Origin of the sequence: Phaeobacter piscinae (assembly GCF_002407245.1) — a bacterium.
Lineage (GTDB): Bacteria > Pseudomonadota > Alphaproteobacteria > Rhodobacterales > Rhodobacteraceae > Phaeobacter > Phaeobacter piscinae.
Genome location: NZ_CP010681.1, coordinates 1923042 through 1941545, shown reverse-complemented (window position 1 = coordinate 1941545; position 18504 = coordinate 1923042). Strand labels below are relative to the sequence as shown.

The 18504-nt window shown below is 61.9% G+C and carries 19 protein-coding genes and 2 pseudogenes; 14 read left to right on the top strand and 7 right to left on the bottom strand.

From position 1 onward, the window contains the following. Positions 1-51 precede the first annotated feature (51 nt). On the top strand, positions 52-165 hold the full coding sequence (locus phaeop14_RS20060) for a DUF6552 family protein (RefSeq protein WP_369808867.1): 114 nt from the start codon (positions 52-54) through the stop codon (positions 163-165). Next, a pseudogene (locus tag phaeop14_RS09035) lies at positions 155-346 on the top strand (glycine/betaine ABC transporter); the annotation flags it as partial. The gene phaeop14_RS20060 and the pseudogene phaeop14_RS09035, both read left to right, overlap by 11 nt. 308 nt (positions 347-654) lie before the next feature. Here the strand turns inward: phaeop14_RS09035 and phaeop14_RS09030 are convergent. Both phaeop14_RS09030 and phaeop14_RS09025 read right to left on the bottom strand, forming a co-directional pair. Next, complete coding sequence (locus phaeop14_RS09030; RefSeq protein WP_096789336.1) at positions 655-1083, bottom strand: hypothetical protein; 429 nt, start codon at positions 1081-1083, stop codon at positions 655-657. A gap of 58 nt (positions 1084-1141) precedes the next feature. Further along, positions 1142-1573: a MarR family winged helix-turn-helix transcriptional regulator gene (locus phaeop14_RS09025; RefSeq protein WP_096789335.1), complete on the bottom strand. Its 432-nt coding sequence runs from the start codon at positions 1571-1573 to the stop codon at positions 1142-1144. A 239-nt stretch (positions 1574-1812) separates the two neighbouring features. On the opposite strand from phaeop14_RS09025, the pseudogene phaeop14_RS19865 reads away from it, so the two are divergent. From phaeop14_RS19865 to phaeop14_RS09005, 5 genes and pseudogenes are all read left to right on the top strand, one after another. After that, positions 1813-2177 (top strand): annotated as a pseudogene (locus tag phaeop14_RS19865) (transposase family protein); the annotation flags it as partial. Between the two features lie 423 nt (positions 2178-2600). Continuing rightward, positions 2601-5417 (top strand): [protein-PII] uridylyltransferase family protein, encoded by a 2817-nt coding sequence (locus phaeop14_RS09020; RefSeq protein ID WP_096789334.1) that lies wholly within the window; start codon positions 2601-2603, stop codon positions 5415-5417. Beyond that, positions 5407-5697 carry a hypothetical protein gene (locus tag phaeop14_RS09015; protein ID WP_096789333.1) on the top strand — a complete coding sequence of 97 codons (291 nt, stop codon included), beginning with the start codon at positions 5407-5409 and terminating at the stop codon, positions 5695-5697. Before phaeop14_RS09020 ends, phaeop14_RS09015 begins: the two co-directional genes overlap by 11 nt. A 120-nt stretch (positions 5698-5817) precedes the next feature. Then, the gene (locus phaeop14_RS09010) at positions 5818-7032 is read left to right on the top strand and encodes an RSP_2647 family RNA methyltransferase (protein ID WP_096789332.1); all 1215 of its coding nucleotides are present in this window, start codon (positions 5818-5820) and stop codon (positions 7030-7032) included. Between the two features lie 21 nt (positions 7033-7053). Further along, positions 7054-7596: an RSP_2648 family PIN domain-containing protein gene (locus phaeop14_RS09005; protein ID WP_096789331.1), complete on the top strand. Its 543-nt coding sequence runs from the start codon at positions 7054-7056 to the stop codon at positions 7594-7596. Between the two features lie 10 nt (positions 7597-7606). Here the strand turns inward: phaeop14_RS09005 and phaeop14_RS09000 are convergent, their stop codons facing one another. From phaeop14_RS09000 to mazG, 3 genes are all read right to left on the bottom strand, one after another. Beyond that, a complete protein-coding gene (locus tag phaeop14_RS09000; protein ID WP_096789330.1) occupies positions 7607-8602 on the bottom strand; it encodes an LLM class flavin-dependent oxidoreductase in 996 nt (331 codons plus the stop codon). A 174-nt stretch (positions 8603-8776) separates the two neighbouring features. Further along, a complete protein-coding gene (locus phaeop14_RS08995) occupies positions 8777-9469 on the bottom strand; it encodes a M48 family metallopeptidase (RefSeq protein WP_096789329.1) in 693 nt (230 codons plus the stop codon). Between the two features lie 46 nt (positions 9470-9515). After that, a complete protein-coding gene (gene mazG, locus phaeop14_RS08990) occupies positions 9516-10352 on the bottom strand; it encodes a nucleoside triphosphate pyrophosphohydrolase (protein WP_096789328.1) in 837 nt (278 codons plus the stop codon). Between the two features lie 64 nt (positions 10353-10416). Between mazG and phaeop14_RS08985 the strand changes: the two genes are divergently transcribed. Genes phaeop14_RS08985 through phaeop14_RS08970 form a run of 4 tightly spaced genes read left to right on the top strand, consistent with a single transcriptional unit; the run spans position 10417 to position 14045 of the window. After that, entirely contained in the window at positions 10417-11610 is a 1194-nt protein-coding gene (locus tag phaeop14_RS08985) for a M20 aminoacylase family protein (RefSeq protein ID WP_040170705.1), read from the top strand. A 59-nt stretch (positions 11611-11669) separates the two neighbouring features. Then, positions 11670-12638 carry an agmatinase gene (speB, locus tag phaeop14_RS08980; protein WP_096789327.1) on the top strand — a complete coding sequence of 323 codons (969 nt, stop codon included), beginning with the start codon at positions 11670-11672 and terminating at the stop codon, positions 12636-12638. After that, positions 12631-13578: an agmatinase gene (speB, locus tag phaeop14_RS08975; protein ID WP_027247112.1), complete on the top strand. Its 948-nt coding sequence runs from the start codon at positions 12631-12633 to the stop codon at positions 13576-13578. The genes speB (phaeop14_RS08980) and speB (phaeop14_RS08975) overlap by 8 nt, the downstream gene beginning before the upstream one ends. Before the next feature lie 44 nt (positions 13579-13622). Further along, positions 13623-14045, top strand: a complete 423-nt coding sequence (locus phaeop14_RS08970; protein WP_040181078.1) for a DUF1499 domain-containing protein — start codon at positions 13623-13625, stop codon at positions 14043-14045. A gap of 42 nt (positions 14046-14087) precedes the next feature. Here phaeop14_RS08970 and phaeop14_RS08965 read toward each other — a convergent pair whose 3' ends face one another. Continuing rightward, a complete protein-coding gene (locus tag phaeop14_RS08965; protein WP_244905827.1) occupies positions 14088-14381 on the bottom strand; it encodes a hypothetical protein in 294 nt (97 codons plus the stop codon). Positions 14382-14548: 167 nt separating this feature from the next. On the opposite strand from phaeop14_RS08965, the gene prfA reads away from it, so the two are divergent. The 3 genes from prfA (at position 14549) to phaeop14_RS08950 (ending at position 17417) form a co-directional block, all read left to right on the top strand. Then, entirely contained in the window at positions 14549-15604 is a 1056-nt protein-coding gene (gene prfA / locus phaeop14_RS08960) for a peptide chain release factor 1 (RefSeq protein ID WP_096789325.1), read from the top strand. Beyond that, complete coding sequence (prmC, locus tag phaeop14_RS08955; protein ID WP_096789324.1) at positions 15601-16458, top strand: peptide chain release factor N(5)-glutamine methyltransferase; 858 nt, start codon at positions 15601-15603, stop codon at positions 16456-16458. The genes prfA and prmC overlap by 4 nt, the downstream gene beginning before the upstream one ends. Before the next feature lie 224 nt (positions 16459-16682). Next, entirely contained in the window at positions 16683-17417 is a 735-nt protein-coding gene (locus phaeop14_RS08950; RefSeq protein WP_040181074.1) for a DUF4167 domain-containing protein, read from the top strand. A 122-nt stretch (positions 17418-17539) separates the two neighbouring features. Here the strand turns inward: phaeop14_RS08950 and rsmA are convergent, their stop codons facing one another. Then, positions 17540-18385, bottom strand: a complete 846-nt coding sequence (rsmA, locus tag phaeop14_RS08945) for a 16S rRNA (adenine(1518)-N(6)/adenine(1519)-N(6))-dimethyltransferase RsmA (protein ID WP_096789323.1) — start codon at positions 18383-18385, stop codon at positions 17540-17542. Positions 18386-18504: the final 119 nt, after the last annotated feature.

Below are 18504 nucleotides of genomic sequence, written 5' to 3'. Positions count from 1 at the left end.
CGTGAGCGCCTTGTCTTTGGGGACAAGTGGGGCGCATCGGCCGGTCAGTTCATGGGATATACCGCGACGGGGTTTGGCTGGACTCCTTGGAACCTTTACCTGGTTCTCGTCGGTATCGTGGGATGGCTCGCCGTCGGCACGCAGAACAATCATGGTCGGCGTTAACCAGACCATTCTTCTGTCATTGGCAATGGTGGTCGTGGCGTCGCTGATCGGCGCCAAGGGGCTGGGCGAGGACGTGCTGGAAGCGCTGCAGTATTCGGCGGCGGGGCAGGGCATCCTGGCAGGTCTGGCGATCCTGTTCTGCGCCCTTATCCTTGACCGGATTGTTGCCGGCAGGCGGTGAAGCGAATGACGCCGCATCCTGGCTTCTCCTGACGCGGCGGCGCTGGAGATGATGCAGTCGCGGAGACATACGTGCTGCATGCGCAGGCCGCAAAGAAGCTCAAATCCCAGCCACTGACCACATAGCAGATCACAAGAAGGTCGTGCCGGCCAACCGAGCGTACATCGGTGCAGGCAGCGACCTTTGCCAACTCTGCAAATAGACGAGACCTGTTGCAGATTCTTGCTACGATGTCGCCCGCAGGAGTTGATGTTCGCCGCAAGCGCAGGATGGGTGTTTGGTCGACTGGCAGCAGCGCGGTGCAAAAACTAATTCGCTGAGGTTGCGCCAGTGTTCGCTTGAATATCCTCTCCTTTGAAGGCGAATTTCATGAAATCTTCTTTCATCATATGTGCTTTCATCGCGGGCAGGCCAATCGCCTTCAGGCCGATGATCGCAGCATATACCATGGTTGCAGTTGCAAGTGCATCGAGGATCCAGCCGATCGGGATTGCAGTGACACTCAGATACCCTGGCAGCGCGGCGAGGTCGGGGATGGTCCAAAACCCAGTCAAACCGTGCAGCACCAGCGCGATCCAGAAGCCGGCACAATAGGGGCAGTGCCATTGCTCGTATAAAGAACTCAATGGGCGCGGTAATGCGGCTATCAAAGTGTTAAACCATGTTCCCCATTCCGGAAGCTTTTCCCAGATCAGAATGTGAATAGCCGTTGCCATGAGTGCAAGTTCGAACGTCATGTCGTGTCTCCGTTATGTCAATTAGTAAGGCTGACTTACGTTATTGGTTAAATGGGTGTCATCCCGATTTCCCTAGCTGATCAATTGCGATTTCGAGGGCTTCGATGTCATACTCGGACAGTCCTGCAAGCAATGCCTGCGCTGCGGCCTCGTAGATTTCTTCCCCAGACGACAACAGCGTCTGTCCCTGTTCGGTCAACATAATGTGTTGGGCGCGGGCGTCGTACTGACACGGGAACCGCACGACCAACCCGCGTTCTTCAAGCTTCAAGACCATTGCGCTGGCGGAGGCTTTTCTAACACCCATCTCATCGACAACATCTTGAAGATGTTGTCCGTGATTGTCCTTGTCAGTCTTCCTGGCTTCCTGATCTTGTATAGCGCGAAGATACTCATACTCGCTGTGGGTCATCCCCAAGTGCCCGCCAGCTTTTGCCCACTGTCTGTGGCCTTGTCTGTGGGCCAGTTCAATCAGTCTTGCCAGTTTCATAAAATACGCCCTGTACGGTCAGTCACACTAACTAACCTATGTGCGCGTGTTGTCAAGACGGTTTCCGAGACTTTGCGATCAAAGGCACCAGGGCAGAAGCGCCATACAATCCAGAAGAATTAGAACCGTAAGGATGCAGGCCGAGAGTCGGTCCGAGACCATAGCCAGTAAAAGCTAACCGAGTGCCCAAGTTGAGGATCGTCTAGGGCGTTTTAACACCGCTTCTCTCGACACGCTGGCCGATAAATCTCGTTGTGACGGCGGGCACGTCAGTGAGCATATCGGCGCGCGGGCATTGTGAGTTAGTTTGCCGAACGCCGATTGGGTGCTTGGCGACAGAGGCTAATATGCCGATTGGGTCAGAGAAGCGTAAGAGAAAAAGAGGATATGCGCGTGCATCCCTGATCGGAAGCAACGCAAGACGACCGTAAACTGGGACATGCGTCGAAACAAAACGTATTACCGGGTTGCGATAGTGTCGGGTCGGCTGAAGGATTGGCGGCACGTAACCACCCGATGCGACCTATACCCAAAGGTCTCTCTCTGCGCGATCACTCTCACGGCTCGCGTCATTTACTGGCTAAGAGTCTTGAGCCTGGCATAGGCGCTGGGCACCGGAGTTGACGGTTCAGAGCGCGTCGATCCTTCTGCGGTCTGGCCACGGATCACTGCGTGCAGGGAACCCACTTCTGCTTTGGTCAAACGAGTGTGTGGCGAAAAGTGTAGGGGAGAGGGCACACGGCAGCGTTTTCCCGTCAGACGACGTGAAATATACCTAACAGGTGCTACAGGCCGGCGCCGTCTGGTTCTGGGCGTCCACGTGTCGCTGATCACCGTATCATTCGTCACTACAAAACTGTCTGACAGGCCCCCGAAACATGAGCGCAGCCGCGAAGTCAGAATTAGCTTGTTGTTAATCAGAGGGCCATTCCGGCACCCCTTACCCACGTCATCTTGTGCGATATGGCAGCGTGTTGGTGTGGTTTCGTCGATTGACGGCGACTGCATCTGATCGCAGTGTCACCACATGGGACAGTCGATTGAAATTCAGCGCCTTCCGAGGGCATTCGATGCAGATCTGGGACAGGATGCGCTGGCACTTGTGCCCGCACTTCAGGGCGATCAGGCCCGTCTGGTGGCCGGTGCGGCCGGATCCAGCCCCTATCTGAAAGAACTGATCAGCCGCGAGGCGGATTGGCTGGCGCCCGCACTGGCGGATCCGCAGGCTGCTCTTGCCGGGATCTTCGCAGATGTCCGGGCCTTGGCGCCGGATCAGCTGAAACCGGGGCTGCGGCGGGCCAAGCGTCAACTGGCGCTGTTGAGCGGTCTATGTGATCTTGCCGGGGCCTGGGACCTTATGCAGGTGACCACGGCGTTGACGCAGTTTGCAGAGCTTTGCGCGGATGTCGCCATCAAGGCCGAAGTCGCTGCGCTGATCCGCCGGAAGAAATTGCCGGGGCTGACCGAAGCGGACGTCGAAACCGCCGGCGGGCTGACTCTCTTGGCGATGGGAAAGATGGGCGCCTATGAGCTGAACTACAGCTCGGACATCGACATGATCTGTCTCTTCGATGAAACGCGGTTTGATCCTGATGATTTCTATGAGGCACGTCAGGGCATGGTTCGGGCCACGCGTAATATGTGCACAGTACTGAGTGAGCGTACCGCTGATGGCTATGTCTTCCGCACCGATTTGCGGCTGCGGCCCGACCCATCGGTGACGCCGGTCGCCATGGCGATGGAGGCGGCAGAGCGCTACTATGAAAGCCTAGGCCGCACCTGGGAACGGGCCGCCTATATCAAGGCGCGCCCCTGCGCCGGTGATCTGCAAGCGGGTGCGGATTTCTTGCAGACGCTGCGCCCCTTCGTCTGGCGGCGGCATCTCGATTTTGCGGCCATTCAGGACGCCCATGATATGCGCCTGCGGATCCGTGAGAACAAAGGCACCGGCGGCCCGCTGACAGTGCCCGGCCATGATATGAAGCTGGGGCGGGGCGGTATTCGCGAGATTGAGTTTTTCACCCAGACCCGGCAGCTGATCGCGGGGGGGCGTGACGAAAGCCTGCGCCCGCGCGGCACGCTGGATGGGTTGTGCGCGTTGGCGGCCAAGGACTGGGTGCCACAGGATGTCTGCGACCAGCTCGGCGCGCATTATATCGCCCATCGCGAGGTGGAGCACCGGATCCAGATGGTGCATGACGCCCAGACCCATCGGATGCCACAGTCCGAGGATGGCATCGCCCGAATTGCCTGCCTGATGGACCGTGACCCAGCTGCGCTGCTGGCGGAGACCAAGGCGCGGTTGCAGGAGGTGCATGAGTTGACGGAGGGGTTCTTTGCGCCGGATGCACCGCCGGAGGCCGCGCCTGACATCCTGCCGGACGCGCTGGATGGGGATATCCTTGCCCGCTGGCCCACCTATCCGGCGCTGCGCTCAGCGCGGGGGGCGCAGATCTTTGAACGGCTGAAGCCAGAACTGCTGGCGCGGTTGTCGCGCACCGCCCAACCGGCGGAGGCGCTGGTGGCGCTGGACGGGTTTCTGGCAGGCCTGCCCGCAGGGGTGCAGCTGTTTTCGCTGTTTGAGGCCAATCCGCAGCTGATTGATCTGCTGATTGATATTGTCGGCACCTCGGGCACGCTGGCGAGCTATCTGTCGCGCAACTCCAGCGTATTTGATGCCGTGATCGGTGGATCTTTCTTTGACGACTGGCCCGGGGGTGGGGAGCTGTCGCAGTTGCTGGCGGCGGTGCTCGCACAGGAAGAAGATTATGAGACGCAGCTGGACGCGACCCGGCGCTGGTGCAAGGAATGGCATTTCCGCATCGGTGTGCATCACCTGCGCGGGTTGATTGATGCCGCAACAGCCGGTGCGCAATACGCCGAATTGGCAGAGGTTGTGATCGCTGGGCTGGCACCGGTGGTGGTGCAGCAGTTTGCCCAGAAACACGGCCCCCCGCCGGGGCGCGGTGCGGCGGTTCTGGGAATGGGATCGCTGGGTGCGGGGCGGATCAATGCGCTGTCGGATCTGGATGTTATCGTGATCTATGATCCCGGTGATGAAGAGGCCTCAGACGGGCCACGACCGCTGGCCACACGGCCCTATTATGCGCGGCTGACGCAGGCGCTGATCACCGCCCTGACGGCCCGCATGTCGCAGGGCCAGCTTTATGAGGTGGACATGCGGCTGCGCCCCTCGGGCACGCAGGGGCCGGTGGCGACCAGTCTGGAAAGCTTCTGCCAGTACCAACGCAATGATGCTTGGGTCTGGGAGCATCTGGCCCTGACCCGCGCACGCGTGGTGGCTGCGGCGCCGTCGCCGTCCGCTGACGGTCTGGCAGAGGATATCGGCGCGTTTCGTCGGTCATTTCTGGCCGCCCCGCGTCGCCGCGAAACGGTTCTTCCTGATGTCGCCAGCATGCGGGCGCGGCTCGCCGCCGCTAAGGCACCAAGCGGCCCCTGGGACGCCAAGACCGGCGCCGGGCGGATGATGGACATCGAGTTGATCGCTCAGGCAGGGGTCTTGCTCAGCGCGGCAACCGGACAGGATGTAGCCGCGGGTCTGGAGGGCGCTGTCGCCTGTGGCTGGCTGGATGCCGCAGATGCAGCTGAATTGCAGCGCGGCTATGATCTATTCTGGGCCGTGCAGACCGCAGCGCGATTGGTTTCGGGCAAGGCCATTGATGCGCAGACCCTGGGAGAGGGCGGCGCATTGTTCCTCTGCCGCAGCACGGGCTATGCGGATCTTGCGGCATTGGAAGCGGATTTGACGGCGCGCTACGCGCGCTGCGGTGACATCATCGCCGCCGCATTGGAGAGAGAAGGGGCCACCGGCCATGACGACTGAGGCGACACCACAACTACCGCTTGCCCAGCTCGATCCCAAGGGGCTGATCCGGGAGAGTTTTTGCATCGATGGCATTCAGAGTGGGGAATGCCGCAGCATTTTTCTGGACTGGGCGCTGAGCCTGCCCGACGGGGTTGATAGCCGTCAGGCCATGTCGACCCTGCTTGAGCAGGTGGCTGCAGATCACCCGGATCATCCGATGACTGCTGTGCTGCGCGAGGGGCTGGAGAGCGCTGCCAAACCCCGCAGGCGCGGCGGCTGGCGGTCGCGCGCGCGGTAACCGGACGGGCGCCGCGCAGGGTCGGCCGCAGCGCGCGCCGCAAGGCCGCGTGACGCAGACGATCTGCGCCTGATTCAACAGGCTCTTTCAACGGGCAGAGGTTGGGAGTAAGAGGGGCCTATGACAGCTTCTCCCTCCGCGCCCGAGCGCGCCCGCGTAAAACTGAAACCCAAAGCCAATGCCCGCGCTCTGCGCCACGGCTTCCCTTGGGTTTATGCCAACGAGCTGGTCACCGACCGGCGCACCCGCAAACTGGCCCCCGGCACGCTGGCGGTGCTGGAAGATGACGGCACGACGCAGATGGGTCTTGTCGCGGTCAACCCCGAGAGCAAAATCATCGCGCGGATGCTGGACAGCGATCCCGCCGCTGAGCTGAGTGTGGCTTGGTTCGAAGCCCGGTTGCGCCGCGCGCTGGAGCTGCGCGAGCAGCTGTATGACGCGCCATTCTACCGGCTGGTCCACGCCGAATCCGACGGGTTGCCCGGTGTGGTGATCGACCGCTTCGGCGATACCTGCGTGGTGCAGCCCAATGCGGCCTGGGCGGAGGCGCATCTGGACGCGCTGACCGAGGCGCTGGTGGCCGTCACCGGGGTCACAACCGTTCTGAAAAACGCCTCTGGCCGGGCGCGCAGCCTGGAAGGGCTGGATGACATCAGCACCGCCCTGCGCGGCGCCGCCCCCGAGGCCGCAGTTGAGGTTACGATGAACGGCGCCACCTATATGGCGGATCTGACCGGCGGGCAGAAAACCGGGTTGTTCTACGACCAGCGCGACAACCACGCCTTTGCTGCGAAACTGGTCAAACCCGGCGCCAAGGTGCTTGACGTGTTTTCCCATGTCGGCGGCTTTGGTCTGGCGATGCTGGCCGCTGGTGCCGCCGAGGCTACCTGCGTCGATGGCTCTGCCCCGGCGCTGGAGCTGGCAGAGCAGGGCGCTGCGGCCAGCGGTTTCGCGGCCCGGTTCACGGCGCGGCAAGGCGATGCTTTTGAGGTGCTGACACAGCTGGCTGAGGAGGGCGCGCAGTTTGACGTGGTGATTTGTGATCCCCCCGCCTTTGCCCCCTCAAAACAAGCACTTGAAGCCGGTCTGCGTGCCTATGAGCGGATTGCGAAACTGGCGGCGCCTCTGGTGGCACCGGGGGGCTATCTGGGCCTGTGTTCCTGTTCCCATGCGGCAGATCTCAGCCGCTTCCGCAATGCCTCGGCGCGCGGGATCGGGCGGGGCGGTCGTCGCAGCCAGCTGCTGCACACCGGCTACGCTGGCGCGGATCATCCGCAGCTGCCTCAGCTGGCTGAAAGTGGCTATCTGAAAGCCGTTTTCTTCCGGCTTGACTGATCTGGCGCGGGTGTTCTGGCGATGAAACTGCTTTTGGATGCCTGCGTGCTCTATCCGACGGTGATGCGGGAGATGCTGCTGGGCGCGGCCCGGATCGGCCATTTCACGCCACTGTGGTCGCCGCGCATCCTGGAAGAATGGGCGCGGGCGGCGCGCAAGATCGGCCCCACGGGTGAACCGCAGGCGCGGGCTGAAATTGCGCTGATCTCCGCCGCCTGGCCAAGGGCAGCCATCCCTCCCACACCCGCGGTGGAGGCGCGCCTCTGGCTGCCTGACAGCGCTGATATCCACGTGCTGGCGTCGGCGATCGTCGGCCATGCGGATGCGGTGGTGACCGTCAACAACAAAGATTTCCCCCGCCACACGCTGGCGGAGGAAGGGCTGGAGCGGATTGGGCCGGACCAGCTGCTTTATGAGTTGTGGCTGAAAGATCCCGACGGTCTGTCGGCGGTCGCGGCGTCCGTTCTTGCGGAGGCCAACCGGCTCTCCGGTGGCGGATGGGAGCTGCGTCCGCTGCTGAAAAAGGCCCGGCTGCCGCGCGTGGCCAAGGCTCTGGCCAGCTAGGCCGGGGTGGTCAGACCTCGCTCAGGATTTCGGCAGCGATCTCAAAGGATCTGAGCCGCGCCGCATGGTCATGGATCTGCCCCGTGATGATCACCTCATCCGGGCGGTATCGTTCAAGAATGGACGACAGCTCAGCGCGCACGCTGTCCCTGCTGCCTGTCGCGGAGATCCGCAGCGCCTCATTCACGCCGGCAAGCACCGGCGCCGGGATATGGTCGGTGATATCATCTACGGGGGCGGGCAGTTTGCCGGGCTTACCCAGACGCAAACGGGCAAAGGCCTGCTGCATCGTCGTGCGCAGGCGGGTGCCCTCTTCATCGCTCTCGGCGGCAAATACATTGATCGCCATCATGGCATGGGGCGCAGACAGGTTGGCAGAGGGTTGGAATTGGCGGCGGTAGACCTCCAGCGCCTCCTCCAATGCGGCGGGCGCAAAATGCGAGGCAAAAGCGTAAGGAAGCCCCAAATGCGCCGCCAGCTGCGCGCCGTAAAGGCTGGAGCCAAGCATCCAGACCGGCACATGGGTGTCCTGTCCGGGAAAGGCACGCACCGCGCGCCCCGGATCATCAGCGCCTAAAAAGCCCATCAGATCAATAACATCCTGCGGGAAGCTGTCACCGGAGGCATGGTCATGGGCCATGCCCCGGCGCAAAGCGCGCGCCGTCTGCATATCGGTTCCGGGCGCGCGACCCACTCCCAGATCAATCCGGTCGCCGTGCAGGCTCGCTAGGGTCCCAAAGGCCTCCGCCACCATGTAGGGCGCGTGGTTGGGCAGCATGATGCCGCCAGCCCCGACCCGGATGGAGTGAGTCTGGCTGGCGATGTGACCAATCAGCACCGCCGTCGCGGCGCTGGCGATGCCCGGCATATTGTGATGTTCGGCCAGCCAATAGCGGTGGTAGCCCCAGCTTTCAGCCTTCTGGGCCAGCTCGGTGCTGTTGCGCAGGGACTGGGCAATGGTCTGGCCTTCGGGCACGGGAGCAAGATCAAGAACAGAGTAGCGCATGGGGGCTCCGGTAAATTTCAATCCCGTTGCAGGGGGAGGCCGCTGGCAAAGGACGGGAGGACAACTGTTACCTTCCCATGTGGGGAAGGTTGGTTGCTCCGACAAGAGGTGAGGATTTTCTGAAGTTGGTTATTTGTCATTAACCATGTTTTTCAGGCTATTGTCAGGTGAAGCTCATGCATTGGGCCTGTCCCACTTCGCTTCCAACCGGTCGAGGGCGGCAATGCGTTCCTCGGTCTTCGGGTGGCTCATCAGCCAGGCCGGGGCCATCCCGCTGCGGGCCTGCGTGAGGTCTTCGAGTTTGCGAAACAGGCTTTTTTGCGGGGCGATGCCGATGCCGGATTTGGTCAGTAGCGCAGCGGCATATTCGTCCGCCTCATACTCATCGCTGCGTGACAGCCGGGCGGCCAGAAGCGAGGTGAGCACATTGGCGATCCACGGCCCGACAAAGGGCACAAAACGGCCAATGATCAGCATCAGCGCCGTGCGCAGCGCGTTCTGGCCGGAGAAATCGATCATCCGTTTCTTCGCATGTCCCAGCGCCACATGCCCCAGCTCATGCGCGATGACCGAGGCGAGTTCGGCATCGCTGACCTCGCCATTGCGGTATTTGCAATAAAACCCGCGCGTGATGAAGATCCGCCCATCAGGCGCGGCCAGCCCGTTCACCGGGTCAACCTCATAGATATAGACCGGGATATGATTGATGCCGAGTGCCGCTGCCATCCGGTCCGTCAACTGACGCAGGCGGGCATCGGCCAGTTCGGTGGATTGCTGATCAAGGGCACGATGGGTGCGCCAGACCGACAGGCGATACATCACCAACCCGTAGATCACGGCCAGAAGGATAGGGGTCAAACGCAACATGATTCAGGATATGGGGCTGTGACAGGGCAGGGGCAAGGCGTGGTGGTTAGCTGCCATGGGCGGATTTGGCGGCGCGGCTCTCGGCCTTCACCTCATCCCAGAGCGCATCCATTTCGGCCAGATCGCTGTCTTCAGGACGTTTGCCACGGGCGGCCAGTTTGGCCTCTACCCCCTCAAACCGGCGGGTGAACTTGGCATTGGCGGCGCGCAATGCGGCCTCCGGCTCAACCCCCAGATGGCGGCCGAGATTGGCCATCACAAACATCAGATCGCCGAATTCCTCCTCGACCTCCGCCTGGCTCAAACTGTCGCGCGCCTCGACCAGTTCGGCGGATTCCTCCGCAATCTTGGCAATGACATTGGCAGCCGAGGGCCAGTCAAACCCAACCCGCGCGGCGCGTTTTTGCAGCTTATAAGCCCGCAGAAGCGCAGGCAGGCCGACCGCGACACCGTCCAGCGTGCCCTGTTGCGCCTTGCCTGCACGTTCCGCCGCCTTGATCGCCTCCCAGTCGGCACTCTGCTGGTCGGCGGATTTCTCGCGGTTCTCATCGCCAAAGACATGCGGATGACGCGACACCATCTTGTTGGACATGGTGGTGACCACATCCTGAAAGGTGAAATGCCCGGCCTCTGCCGCCATCTGGGCATGAAACACCGACTGAAACAGCAGATCGCCCAGCTCACCCTTCAGCTCATCCCAGGCCTCACGTTCAATTGCATCGGCAACTTCGTAAGCCTCTTCAATGGTATAGGGCGCGATGCTGGCAAAATCCTGCTCGATATCCCAGGGGCAGCCGCCCTTTGGATCACGCAGACGGCGCATGATTTCCAGCAGCCGTTCGATGCCTGCGGTTTCATTGTGGATGAGATCGGTTTCGGGCATTGCGGCGGCTCTTGTTCCAGTGTCAGATGCATCAATCCCGAGTCTGACCAAGGAGTCCACCCCCATGCCGGTTGTGAACCGAATTGCCGATTACGCCGACGAGATGAAGACCTGGCGTCGGCATCTGCACCAGATCCCCGAACTGGCGCTGGATCTGCCGAAAACAGCGGCCTTTGTGGCTGAGCGGCTGCGCGAATTTGGTGTGGATGAGCTGCATGAGGGCATCGCCACCAGCGGCATGGTGGCGATCATCAACGGGCAGGGCAGTGACGCAGGCGATGGGCCAACCATCGGGTTGCGCGCCGATATGGACGCATTGCCCATCCCTGAGGAAAGCGGTGTCGACTATGTCTCAGGTCATGCGGGCAATATGCACGCCTGTGGTCACGATGGTCACACCACCATGCTCCTGGGGGCTGCAAAATACCTCGCGGAGACGCGCAACTTCAAAGGCCGCGTGGCGCTGATCTTCCAGCCTGCAGAGGAAGCCATCGGCGGTGCCCGTATCATGGTCGAAGAGGGCATCATGGAGCGGTTCAACATTGGCGAGGTCTACGCCCTGCATAATGCACCGGGCCTGCCTGTGGGCGCCTTTGCCACCACGCCGGGGCCGTTGATGGCGGCGGTGGATACCTTCCACATCCATATTCAGGGCGTCGGGGGCCATGGGGCGATGCCGCATGAAACCCGCGATCCGGTGATGGCGGCCTGTGGCATGGCGCAGGCGATCCAGACGATTGTGTCGCGCAATCATTATGCGCTGGACGATCTTGTGGTCTCCGTCACTCAGATCCACACCGGCACTGTCGACAATGTGATCCCCGACACCGCCTATATCAACGGCACCGTGCGCACCTTTGATCCGCGTGTGCAGGAGATGGTGATGCGGCGGATGAAGGAGATCGTCGCCGGTCAGGCGGCAAGCTACGGTGTGGAGGCTGAGCTGGATTATGAGGTCGGCTACCCCGCCACCATCAATGACGCGTCCAAGACGGGTTTTGCGGCCAGCGTCGCGGGCGAGGTTGCGGGTCCTGAGAATGTGGAGGCCGAGGCCGGGCGCGAAATGGGGGCGGAGGATTTCTCCTACATGTTGCAGGCCCGCCCCGGCGCCTATCTGTTTCTGGGGCAGGGCGACAGCGCCGGGCTGCATCATCCGAAGTATGATTTCAACGATGAGATCGCGCCGATTGGGGCGTCGTTTTTCGCCCGTCTGGTCGAGAGAGCACAGCCCATGGCCCAGGCGTCCAACGACGGGTGACAAGGACAATGTGACCCGCTATTTGATCAAACAGCAGGTGCATCACAAGGAGGCGCAGAATGGCGCTAGAAGACGCAAAGCACATGATCGATCACGCCTTTACGCGTGAGGATATGAAAGGTCTCAGCTTTGAGATCACCTTTGGTGGGGCAACTTCTTTCCTGCGACGCAAATATACCAAGGATCTGACCGGGGTGGACATCGCGGTCACCGGCGTGCCGTTTGATCAGGCGGTCACCAACCGGCCCGGAACACGGCTGGGTCCGCGCGCCATCCGCGAGGCCTCAGCGCTGCAAAGCCCGGATGAACCCTATGGCTGGCCCCATAGCCCGCTCAGCACGCTGGCCATCGCCGATTATGGCGATCTGGCCTTTGATCACGCCGATGTTCCGGCCTTCCCTGCCGCGCTGACGGAGCATATTCGTGGTATTCTGGCCTCCGATACGGCCTCGGTCGTCTTGGGTGGCGATCACTATATCAGCTTCCCGATCCTGAAGGCCTATGCCGAGAAATACGGCCCCATCTCGCTGCTGCAGTTTGATGCCCACACCGACACCTGGCCCGATGACAATATGGACCGGATCGACCATGGGACCATGTTCTACAAAGCGGTGAAAATGGGCCTTGTAGACCCCAAAACATCCGTTCAGGTCGGGATCCGCACCACCAATGACGACACATTGGGTGTGAACATCATCGATGCGTCCACGGTGCATGAGATCGGCCCGGTTGAGACCGCGAAGCGGATCAAGGCGATCCTTGGCGATCGGCCGACCTATCTGACCTTCGATATCGACTGTCTCGATCCGGCCTATGCGCCGGGCACCGGCACGCCGGTCTGGGGGGGGCTGACCTCGGCGCAGGCGGCCCGTATCCTGCGCGAGATTGCAGGCATCAATATCAAAGGTGGCGACGTGGTGGAGGTCTCCCCTCCGTTTGACACCACCGGCGCCACCGCCATCGCAGGTGCCCATGTGGCGACCGAAATTATCTGCCTTCTTGGCTGGAATATGAGAGACAATGACTGATTTCAATCAACCGATCAGCGGCAATGATCTGGCGCGGTTTTCCGGTCCGAACACCTTTATGCGGCTGCCGCAGGCGACGTCGCTTGACGGGCTGGATGTGGCCATCCTGGGTGTGCCGATGGATATCGGCACCTCCTGGCGCTCCGGCACCCGCTTTGGCCCCAAGCAAATCCGCGCCGAAAGCGCGATGATCCGCCCCTACAACATGACCTCCGGCGCGGCACCGTTTGACAGCCTGAATATCGGCGATATCGGCGATCTGGCGATCAATACGTTCTCTCTGTCCGACAGCCTGCGCATCATTCAGGAAAGCTACAGTGCAATCCTGTCCAGCGGGGTGACACCTGTCGCGATGGGCGGGGATCATTCAATTACCCTGCCGATCCTGCGCGCCATTGCTGAAAAATACGGACCTGTTGCGCTGGTCCATGTCGATGCCCATGCGGATGTAAACGACGATATGTTCGGCGAGCGTGAAACCCATGGCACCGTGTTCCGCCGCGCCTATGAGGAGGGTCTGATTGTCGCCGACAAGACCTATCAGATCGGGCTGCGCGGCACCGGCTATGGCGCTGACGACTTCAAGGAGGCGCAGCGCTGGGGCTTCCAGCATTTCCCGGCCAGCGAATTGTGGAACCGCTCCCTGCACGGCATGGGTGCGGAAATTCGTCGCGATATCGGCAATAGGCCGGTCTATGTGTCCTATGATATTGATAGTCTTGATCCGGCCTATGCGCCGGGCACTGGCACGCCGGAAATCGGCGGGCTGACCACACCGCAGGCGCTGGAGCTGATCCGGGCCTTGCGGGGGCTGAACATTGTGGGCTGCGATATGGTCGAAGTGTCGCCGCCTTATGACACATCGGGCAATACGGCACTGACAGCGGCCAATCTGCTGTATGAGCTGCTCTGTGTGCTGCCGGGTGTGACAACAAAATAAGGCAGGCTGTCCAGTGGCAGCCGCCACGAGGGAGAGCGGACCATATGGGTCGAGTGATGATATTCGTCTGGTTGAGCATTGCGGCACTTGTCGTGGTGCTCGGCTTTATCCGGCTGGCGCCCAGCGATCCGCTGGACTGGAACACACAGCCGGAATTCAGCGAGGACAAGACCTTTCGCGGTGGCGTGTTTCGGGTGGTCCGCAGCGGGGAGGACGGGCTGGAGCGGTTTCACGCGGTCGCCAGCAATGCGCCGCGCACCCGTGTTCTCGCAGGCTCGGTCGAGGATGAAATGGTCACCTATGTGACCCGCACCCGGTTTCTGGGGTTTCCCGATTATACAACGGCGCGGCAGCATGGCGACCTGCTGAAGGTCTATGCGCGGCTGCGCTTTGGCCGCTCTGATCTGGGCGCGAATAACGACCGGATCAACAGCTGGATCGCGCAGATGGAGCCCGCGCCGCAATAGTTCGCGGGTAGGGGTGAGTTGGCAAAGCGATTGTCAGCGGGATCAGATCCGGGGCAGGGGGGCGGTCGCAGACGACAGGCCGGGCGCCGGATCGGCCTCAGCCGCAAGGCATCCTTTTTGCACCTCGCGCCACATCGGCACATTCAGCGACATCTGGCATTGGGCCGTGAACATGCGCCCATCAACCTGCAGGCAGATAAACTCACCCAGTTCGATCCGGCTGCCGCTTTTGTCGGTGCAATAACAATCAATCGTGCGTCCGTTTGGGGCTGTCACATCCGCTCGGACCGTGGTCGCGGCGGCACAAGACAGCAGCACAAGGCCAAAAAGCCGCATCAGCTGCCGCGCCGTGGGCACAACAGTGTGTTCCGGTTGAGTATCGGCAAGGGCGCAGCGCTGCAGGCGGCCCGTTCCCACGATATGAGGACTGGCATGTTGCATGGCCCTAGCATATCACAAGGGCAGCTTTCCGCCAAAGACAGATCAAAACGGACATTGCGCGCATGATCCCCGAAGACCGCCTTGAACAGATTTTGCAACGGTTCCAATATCTTGAGGCCGCAATGGCCGAGGGCGTTGCCGGTGCGGACATCGCGGCTTTGGCCAAGGAATATTCCGACCTGCGCCCGGTTGCGGAGCAGATCACCGCCTATCGCCGACTGCTCTCCGATCTGGAGGAGGCCGAACAGATGCTGGCGGATCCCGATATGGCTGAGCTGGCTGATGAGGAACTGCCACAGCTGCGCGCCGCCTTGCCTGAGGCAGAACATGCACTGCAACTGGCGCTGTTGCCCCGCGATGAGGCCGACGCGCGCCCGGCGATGCTGGAAATCCGCCCCGGCACCGGCGGCGATGAGGCGGCCCTTTTTGCCGGAGACCTCCTGCGCATGTATCAGCGCTACGCGGAGGCGCGGGGCTGGGGGTTTGAGATCATCGAAGAGCAGACAACCGAATTGGGCGGGCTGAAAGAAGTGGTGGCCCATGTGAAGGGCGAAAACGTCTTTGCCCGGTTGAAGTATGAATCTGGTGTCCACCGCGTGCAACGGGTGCCAGTGACAGAATCCGGTGGTCGCATTCACACCTCCGCCGCCACTGTCGCGGTATTGCCCGAGGCTGAGGATGTGGACCTGCGCATTGATCCCGGCGATCTGCGGATCGACACCATGCGGGCCTCAGGGGCGGGCGGCCAGCACGTGAACACCACGGATTCCGCCGTGCGGATCACCCATATCCCGACCGGCATCATCGTGGTCAGCTCGGAGAAATCCCAGCACCGCAACCGGGAAATCGCCATGCAGGTAATGCGGACCCGGCTCTATGATCTGGAGCGGCAGCGGATCGACAGTGAACGCTCAGCCGATCGCGCCAGCCAAGTCGGTTCTGGGGATCGCTCAGAACGGATCCGGACCTATAATTTTCCGCAAGGTCGCATGTCCGACCACCGCATCAACCTGACGCTTTATAAGCTGGATCAGATCATGCAGGGCGACCTGGATGAGATTATCGACGCGCTGACGGCGGATGATCAGGCGCGGCTTCTGGCCGAGATGGGCCAATGAACGCGCCGCAGACAGCCGCTCAGGCGATGGCCGCTGCGGCTGCACGCCTGCGCGCGGCCGGCGTGCCTGACCCGGCGCGGGATGCGCGCGTCCTGCTTGCCCACGCCGCCCGGATCGAGGCCAGCCGTGTCACCTTGATTGCACCCGAGGATCTCGCGCCGGAGATTGCCGAACGGTATGAGCAGCTGATCGCTCTGCGTGCCATCCGTGTGCCGGTCTCCCATCTGATTGGTGAGCGCGAATTCTACGGGCGACGTTTCAAGGTCTCCGGCGATGTGCTGGATCCACGCCCGGAAACCGAATGCCTGATCGAGGCGGCTCTGGCCGAACCCTTCTCGCGGGTTCTGGACCTTGGCCTTGGATCGGGGTGCATTCTGGTCACCCTGCTGGCAGAGCAGGCCGACGCAACCGGTGTCGGCGTTGACCTGAGCGAGGCCGCCTGTCTGCAGGCCAGTGCCAATGCGGTGCTGCACCGGGTCGAGCCGCGCGCCGAAATTCTGCAATCAGATTGGTTTTCGGCGGTGGACGGCCGGTTTGATCTGATCGTCTCCAACCCGCCCTATATCGCGCTGGATGAAATGCCCGACCTGTCAGACGAAGTGCGCGGCCATGAGCCGGAGATGGCGCTCACCGATGGCGGCGACGGGCTTGGCGCCTATCGCATCCTTGCGGCGCAGCTCGGCGGGCATCTGGCGCCGCAGGGGCGGGTGTTTCTGGAAATTGGCCCCACGCAGGGCGCTGCGGTAAGCGATCTACTGTTGTCGGCAGGGCTAAAAGAGGTCCGTATCATTCAGGATCTCGACGGGCGTGACCGGGTGGTTTGTGGCCGCAGCTGTGACGAAAACGCCTCCTAAACCCGTGAAAATCGCCCGAATTTGCAGTTTCGTAAGAAAAAGCACGGATAATGGCGCCTAACCCCTTGTCTGAACGGGCGTAACATGATTACTCAAAGAGGTCGCCTTCGGGCGAGGTCAAGAATACCTCCCGGCGACATCAAGCCCAAAATGGTCGATGATCCGGCGCAGAGGCGCGCCGATATGGGTCCACGACAAATACAATCAAGGCTGACGTTAGGCATATGAGATCGTCCAAATCACGTTCGCGTTCCAAGTCGAACCGGAATCGCCCGCAAGGCGCAAATGTTGTCAACCGTGTGTTCGACAGCTCCGGCCCCGAAGGCAAGGTTCGCGGAACGCCGCAACAGATCATCGATAAATACAATCAGCTGGCGCGCGATGCCCAGTTGAGCAATGATCGTGTTGCCACCGAGAATTTCCAACAGCACGCTGAACACTACCTGCGCATGCTGAACGAGGCCCAACGCGAAATCGATGCGCGCCGTGAAGAGCAGGAGCGGCAGAACCGCGAGCGCCAGGCGGAGCGGGATCGCGAACGCGCCGAGCGGCTGGAGCGTCAGGAGCGCGAGGCGGGCAGCCGCAGCGACGATCCGGCAGCAGCCCCTCAGCCGGAAGTGATGGATCCGCGCGACAGCAACGGTGACAGCGGTCTGGTAGAAACCCCCGAGAGCCGCGATCAGGCTGCAGGCGAGGGTGACAGCAAGCCGCAAAAGTCGCAGGCCCGCAAACCGCGCAGCCGCAAGCCCAAGCCAGAGGGTAGCAAGGCCGACGGTGGTAAGGTTGAAGCCGGGACGGCGGACGCCCCCAAAGGCGACGACACCGCCGCAGCTGCCAGTTCGGAGAGCGCGCCAGCAGACGCAGGCGAGGCTGCCCCGGCCCCGGAGCGTAAACCCGCGCCCCGTCGCAAGCCCAAGCCGAAACCCTCGGCCGAGGATGCGCCTGAGGCCGCAGAATAACGCAGCGCGGAATACTGCATTGCAATAGACAGATAAAAAACCCCGGCCTGAAATCAGGCCGGGGTTTTTTGTGCGATGATCACTAGGCCTGCTTGCTGCGCGTCGGTTCTACCTATCTCGACTTAGTCCAGCGGCTTCAGCCTGCGGGCCAAGGCGCAGAAGGCCTCCAGCCCGACCTGCTCGGCGCGCTCGGTTGGCGGAATGCCAACGGACTTCAGGTGATCCTCAATATCAGGGCTCACGCTCTTGAGGCTGGCGCGCAGCATCTTGCGGCGCTGATTGAAGGCTGCGGCGACCACCTTGTTCAGGGTCCCGGCATCTGCCGGATAGCGCGGCGCCTCAAGCGCTTTCAGATGCACCACCGCGCTATGGACCTTGGGCGGCGGGCTAAAGGCTTCAGGCGGCAGGGACAACACAATGCGCGCATCGGCGCGCCACTGCGCCAGCAACGCCAGACGCCCATAGGCCTTGCTGCCGGGTTGCGCGACAATCCGCTCCGCGACCTCACGCTGGAACATCAGGGTGAGGCTCTGCCAGAACGGCGGCCAGGCCTTCGGCGTCAGCCAGCGCACCAGCAGCTCGGTGCCGACATTATAGGGCAGATTGGCGGCAATGCGGATCGGCGGTGTCAGATGGGTGAGGGGGTTCACCTCCAGCGCGTCGCCTTCGATCACCTGCAACCGTCCGGGATAGGCATCGGAAATCTCCGCCAGCGCGGGGATGCAGCGGCTGTCCTTCTCCACCGCCAAGACGCGGCGCGCGCCCTCCGCCAGCAGGCCCCGTGTCAGACCGCCGGGGCCGGGGCCGATTTCCAGCACATCGCATTCGCTGAGATCACCGGCCTGCCGCGCGATTTTCGCGGTCAGGTTCAGATCCAGAAGAAAGTTCTGGCCCAGCGATTTGCGCGCCAGAAGCTGGTGAGTCTCGATCACCTCACGCAGGGGAGGAAGGGAGTCGATAGCGCTCATATCATCGGTACCTTGGGACGGGGCGCGGGGGACGCGCCATAGTTTTCATGCCTCCGGCGGGGATATTTCCGGCCAGAAGAAGTTGCAAGTGCCAGCGTTCAGTCGCTGGGCCGTGCGCT

What these genes read in the sequence shown, in the direction of transcription:
- phaeop14_RS20060 (WP_369808867.1), top strand. Translation starts at nt 52, where the DNA reads ATGGGATATACCGCGACGGGGTTTGGCTGGACTCCTTGGAACCTTTAC.
- speB (WP_027247112.1), top strand. Translation starts at nt 12,631, where the DNA reads ATGACTGATTTCAATCAACCGATCAGCGGCAATGATCTGGCGCGGTTT.
- phaeop14_RS09005 (WP_096789331.1), top strand. Translation starts at nt 7,054, where the DNA reads ATGAAACTGCTTTTGGATGCCTGCGTGCTCTATCCGACGGTGATGCGG.
- phaeop14_RS08970 (WP_040181078.1), top strand. Translation starts at nt 13,623, where the DNA reads ATGGGTCGAGTGATGATATTCGTCTGGTTGAGCATTGCGGCACTTGTC.
- phaeop14_RS09025 (WP_096789335.1), bottom strand. Translation starts at nt 1,573, where the DNA reads ATGAAACTGGCAAGACTGATTGAACTGGCCCACAGACAAGGCCACAGA.
- phaeop14_RS08965 (WP_244905827.1), bottom strand. Translation starts at nt 14,381, where the DNA reads ATGCGGCTTTTTGGCCTTGTGCTGCTGTCTTGTGCCGCCGCGACCACG.
- speB (WP_096789327.1), top strand. Translation starts at nt 11,670, where the DNA reads ATGGCGCTAGAAGACGCAAAGCACATGATCGATCACGCCTTTACGCGT.
- prmC (WP_096789324.1), top strand. Translation starts at nt 15,601, where the DNA reads ATGAACGCGCCGCAGACAGCCGCTCAGGCGATGGCCGCTGCGGCTGCA.
- phaeop14_RS09015 (WP_096789333.1), top strand. Translation starts at nt 5,407, where the DNA reads ATGACGACTGAGGCGACACCACAACTACCGCTTGCCCAGCTCGATCCC.
- phaeop14_RS09010 (WP_096789332.1), top strand. Translation starts at nt 5,818, where the DNA reads ATGACAGCTTCTCCCTCCGCGCCCGAGCGCGCCCGCGTAAAACTGAAA.
- mazG (WP_096789328.1), bottom strand. Translation starts at nt 10,352, where the DNA reads ATGCCCGAAACCGATCTCATCCACAATGAAACCGCAGGCATCGAACGG.
- rsmA (WP_096789323.1), bottom strand. Translation starts at nt 18,385, where the DNA reads ATGAGCGCTATCGACTCCCTTCCTCCCCTGCGTGAGGTGATCGAGACT.
- prfA (WP_096789325.1), top strand. Translation starts at nt 14,549, where the DNA reads ATGATCCCCGAAGACCGCCTTGAACAGATTTTGCAACGGTTCCAATAT.
- phaeop14_RS09000 (WP_096789330.1), bottom strand. Translation starts at nt 8,602, where the DNA reads ATGCGCTACTCTGTTCTTGATCTTGCTCCCGTGCCCGAAGGCCAGACC.
- phaeop14_RS08995 (WP_096789329.1), bottom strand. Translation starts at nt 9,469, where the DNA reads ATGTTGCGTTTGACCCCTATCCTTCTGGCCGTGATCTACGGGTTGGTG.
- phaeop14_RS08985 (WP_040170705.1), top strand. Translation starts at nt 10,417, where the DNA reads ATGCCGGTTGTGAACCGAATTGCCGATTACGCCGACGAGATGAAGACC.
- phaeop14_RS09030 (WP_096789336.1), bottom strand. Translation starts at nt 1,083, where the DNA reads ATGACGTTCGAACTTGCACTCATGGCAACGGCTATTCACATTCTGATC.
- phaeop14_RS09020 (WP_096789334.1), top strand. Translation starts at nt 2,601, where the DNA reads ATGGGACAGTCGATTGAAATTCAGCGCCTTCCGAGGGCATTCGATGCA.
- phaeop14_RS08950 (WP_040181074.1), top strand. Translation starts at nt 16,683, where the DNA reads ATGAGATCGTCCAAATCACGTTCGCGTTCCAAGTCGAACCGGAATCGC.